General features: G+C 72.2%; 5 protein-coding genes. 3 read left to right on the plus strand and 2 right to left on the minus strand.

Annotated elements, in window-relative coordinates:
- Positions 1–141 precede the first annotated feature (141 nt).
- Complete coding sequence (locus LCE31_RS27510; RefSeq protein ID WP_225018855.1) at positions 142–723, minus strand: TetR/AcrR family transcriptional regulator; 582 nt, start codon at positions 721–723, stop codon at positions 142–144.
- A 196-nt stretch (positions 724–919) separates the two neighbouring features.
- On the opposite strand from LCE31_RS27510, the gene LCE31_RS27515 reads away from it, so the two are divergent.
- Positions 920–2,140, plus strand: coding sequence for a cytochrome P450 (locus LCE31_RS27515; protein WP_225018857.1), 1,221 nt, complete (start codon positions 920–922; stop codon positions 2,138–2,140).
- A 7-nt stretch (positions 2,141–2,147) separates the two neighbouring features.
- The gene (locus LCE31_RS27520) at positions 2,148–2,378 is read left to right on the plus strand and encodes a ferredoxin (RefSeq protein WP_225018859.1); all 231 of its coding nucleotides are present in this window, start codon (positions 2,148–2,150) and stop codon (positions 2,376–2,378) included.
- A 147-nt stretch (positions 2,379–2,525) separates the two neighbouring features.
- On the opposite strand, the gene LCE31_RS27525 is transcribed toward LCE31_RS27520, so the two are convergent.
- Positions 2,526–3,305 carry an HAD-IIA family hydrolase gene (locus tag LCE31_RS27525; RefSeq protein WP_225018861.1) on the minus strand — a complete coding sequence of 260 codons (780 nt, stop codon included), beginning with the start codon at positions 3,303–3,305 and terminating at the stop codon, positions 2,526–2,528.
- A 323-nt stretch (positions 3,306–3,628) separates the two neighbouring features.
- Between LCE31_RS27525 and LCE31_RS27530 the strand changes: the two genes are divergently transcribed.
- The coding region (locus LCE31_RS27530; RefSeq protein ID WP_225018864.1) for a hypothetical protein at positions 3,629–4,190 on the plus strand (562 nt) is incomplete at its 3' end.

Here is a 4,190-nt window from a genome sequence, read left to right on the forward strand (position 1 = left end):
CCTCCGTCCGGCCGCCCCCGCGCCCCCCCCCCGCCGCCCCCCCCCCCCCCCCCCGGCCCCCCCCCCCCCGGGGGCCCCCCCCCCCCCCCCCGGCGGGGGGGGGGCCCCCCGCGGGCCCCCCCCTCCTCCGTGTTGTCGCCCCTACGCCGTCCCTTCCAATAGCGTCCGCGCCGCCCGCAGGATTAGCTCGGTCACCTCGTCGGGCCCCGCCCCCGACAACGGCTCGATACGGCTCACATCCCGTACGAGGCTGATGCCGACCAGCCACGCGAGCACCAGCTGGGCGCGCAGCCGCGCGTCCGGCGCCGCGGTGAGTGCCGCCAGCGCTTCCGTGTAGTCGTCGCCGAGCTGCTCCGCGATGTCCGCGGCGGGGCCCTCCGTGCCGAGCGAGCGCAGGAACGTCACCATGGTGTGGTCGCGGCGCCTGCCGGGCTCGTCCCGCAGCATGCTGCGCAGCGTCGTGTCGAGCAGCCGCTCCGCGGGGGTCCGGTCCAGCTGCTCGTGGCCGAGACGGGCCGCGACCGCCTCGAAAACCGCCGCTTTCGAGCCGAAGTAACGGAAGATCAACGACTGGTTCGCGCCCGCGCGGTCGGCGATGTCCCGCACGGTCGTGCGGTTGAACCCGCGTTCGAAGAAGAGCTCCGCGGCGGCGTCGAGCAGCGCTCTCCGCGTCGCCGCCGCGTCGCGCGCCCTGGGCCGCGCCGAGCGTCCGGTTTCAGCCACATGTCCTCCCGCGCACACCGTATCGCCCGCGTCGGGTCCCCCGGGCCTCCTTGACGGCGGTGCGGACGCTGCCTAGCTTGTAAGCGTCTGCTTGCAAGATGATTCGGCCGCGGGAACACCACGGAGAACGCCGAGCACACTCCCGTGGCTCCGGCAGCCGACCACACCCCCGGCCACGTTCACGTGGGAGAGATCCTTGACGAGCACCACACCCCCCACCTCAGCCTCCCTCTCGGTCCCCGAGCCCGTGCCCTACCCCTTCAACGAGAGGGACGGGCTCGGCCTGCACGAGGCGTACGCCGACGCCAGGGAAGGCGCCGGCATGATCCGGGTCCAACTGCCGTACGGAGAGCCCGCCTGGCTCGCGACCCGCTACGAGGACGCCCGGTTCGTCCTCGGCGACCTGCGGTTCTCGCGGGCCATGGCCGTGGAGGACCCGCGGGAGCCGCGCTACAACTCGGCCGTGTCCCGGTCGAACATCCTGTCGATGGACCCGCCGGACCACACCCGGCTGCGCACCCTCGTCTCGCGCGCCTTCACCCGCCACCAGGTGGAGGGACTGCGCCCCTGGGTGCGGCAGTTGACGTCGGACCTGCTGGACGAGATGGTCGCCTCCGGGTCCACGGCCGACCTGGTCGACAGCTTCGCGCTGCCCCTGCCGGTGGCGGTGATCTGCGAACTCCTCGGCGTACCGGCCGAGGACCGGCCCAAGTTCCGGGTGTGGAGCGACGCGGTGATGTCCACGACCCTCCTGGGCGAGGAGGAACTGCTGGAGAGCCAGGAGCAGTTGATCTCGTACATCTCCGGTTACGTCGCCGAGCGCCGCGCCCGTCCGCAGGACGACCTGATCTCCGGCCTGATCGAGGCCCGCGACGCCAAGGACCGGCTCACCGAGGAGGAGATGGTCAACCTCTGCCTGGCGATCCTCGTCGCGGGCCACGAGACGACCGCCTCCCAGATCCCCAACATGGTCTGGGTGCTCCTCGAACACCACGAGGAATGGGAGCGGTTGGTCGAGGACCCGGACCTCGTGCCCAGTGCGGTCGAGGAGTTGATGCGTTACATCCCGCTCGCGTCCGGCGGCTTCTTCCCCCGGTACGCGAAGGAGGACATCGAGGTCGGCGGAGTGCTCGTGCGCAAGGGCGAGCCGGTGGTGGTGGGCCTCGGGTCGGCGAACAGGGACCCGGACAAGTTCGAGGACCCCGATGTGATCCGCTTCGACCGCCCCGCCAACCAGCACCTCGGCTTCGGCCACGGCGTGCACCACTGCCTCGGCGCCCAACTGGCCCGCATGGAACTCCAGGAGGCGCTGCGCGCCCTGGTCACGAAGGTTCCGGGGCTCCGGGTCACGGGTGACGCGGTGTGGAAGCGGCAGATGCTCGTACGCGGCCCGCGGTCCCTGCCGGTGGGGTGGTGACGGCGCGGTGGCCGACTGGCACATTGAGGTCGATCAGCACGTGTGCGTGGGCTCAGGCATGTGCACCGCGCTGGCCCCCGACCGGTTCGCCCTCGACGGCCCGACGGCCAGGGTGGTGCCGGGCGCGGCCGACACACGGTCGGACGAGGTACTGCTCGACGTCGCGGACTCCTGCCCGGCGTCCGCGATCACGGTGACGGACGGCGGCTCGGGCGAGGTGCTCGGCCCCCGTCCCTGACGGCCCGGGCGAGGTGCCCGCCGCGCCGGCCGTCGGCACGTACCCCCAACGCGTGCCGGCGGCCACACGCGGACGGTGCCGTGCCACGCGGCGGGCGGGCGGGCCGCGCGCGTCACGCCTGCCCGCGAGAGCCGCCCCCGCGCCGTGTCACACCAGGTCGACGAGGTTCGCGATGGAGTCGACGATCTTCGTCGGGCGGAACGGATACCGCTCCACGTCCCCGGGCTGGGTCACACCGGTCAGGACCAGGAAGGTCTGCATGCCGGCCTCCAGCCCCGCCAGCACGTCGGTGTCCATCCGGTCGCCGATCATGGCCGAGGACTCCGAGTGCGCCCCGATGACGTTGAGGCCGGTGCGCATCATCAGCGGGTTCGGCTTGCCGACGAAGTACGGGTCCTTGCCCGTGGCCTTCGTGATCAGTGCGGCGACCGAACCGGTGGCGGGCAGCGGGCCCTCGGAGGAGGGGCCCGTGTTGTCCGGGTTGGTCGCGATGAAGCGGGAGCCGCCGTTGATCAGGCGGATCGCCTTCGTCAGCGCCTCGAAGGAGTACGTCCTGGTCTCGCCCAGAATCACGAAGTCCGGTTCCTGGTCCGTCAGTACGTAACCGGCGTCGTGCAGTGCCGTGGTCAGGCCGGACTCGCCGATCACATAGGCCGAGCCGCCGGGGTGCTGGTCGTCCAGGAAGCGCGCCGTGGCGAGCGCGGAGGTCCAGATGTTCTCCACGGGGACCTCAAGGCCGATCCTGGCGAGGCGGACATGCAGGTCACGGGCCGTGTAGATCGAGTTGTTCGTCAGTACGAGAAAAGGCTTGCCCGACTCCTTGAGCCGCTTGATGAAAGCGTCCGCACCCGGCACCGGAACGCCTTCGTGCATCAGGACGCCGTCCATGTCCGTGAGCCACGAGTCGATGGGCCTGCGCTCCGACATGGATGGAACTCCTTCAATGATCAGTGCTCGGGCTCCCAGCGTAGCCGGAGGCCGTCCCGGCCTTTCGAGGCAGGAGCGCCAGGGCGGGCGCACCGTCATCGCCGTCTCCCGAGCCTTCTCGCGGCCCCCGTCCGCGCGCGGAGCAGGCCGCCCGCCCGGCGGATCGCCCACCGGCCCGTCCCACCGGCCCGCTGATCTCGTCGCGGTCGCCATAGGCGCAGGTCGGCGCCGTGCGGGAGGGGCCGTACGAGTGAGTGTGACGTGTGCTGCGGATGCGGAAACCCCGCGCGCGGGTGAGTCTTCCTGTCAGGAGGAGGTTCACGATGCGTTCAGGATTGCTCGCTCTCCGTGCCGCCGGTGCGGCCGGCATACTCGTCGCGGTCCCGGTGTACGGGGCCACGGCCGCCCAGGCGCACGACGGTGTCACCGCCACCGTCGACCCCACCGCGATCGCGGCGCGGGGCCAGGCGCGGATCACGGTCGAGGGCTGCCGGGACGGCCGGGCCACGGTCTCGTCCAGTGCGTTCGTCCGGGTGGTCACCGTCAGCGGGTCCTCGCGCACCATGCACGGCGATGTGTCCGTCAAGTCCCTGACCGCCGCCGGGAGTTACGACATCAGTGTCAACTGCGACGGCCACGACCACGGCAGGGCCGGCCGGTTCAAGGTCGTCGGCGGGGCCCACGGCCACGACGTCCACCAAGGCGTTGCCTCTCCCCACGCGCCCGTGCGGGCGGGCGGCGGCGGCACGGCGGCCCTCGCCGACCACGCGGACAGCGCGGGGAGCGCCGCGGTGAGCCCCACGCAGTCCGGGCCCGGCACCGCCTACACACTCGTGGGGCTGGGCCTCGCGGGCGTCGCCGCGATCACCGTCGCGTACCGCTCCG

The organism is Streptomyces sp. 8L, from assembly GCF_020176795.1.
Classification (GTDB): Bacteria; Actinomycetota; Actinomycetes; order Streptomycetales; family Streptomycetaceae; genus Streptomyces.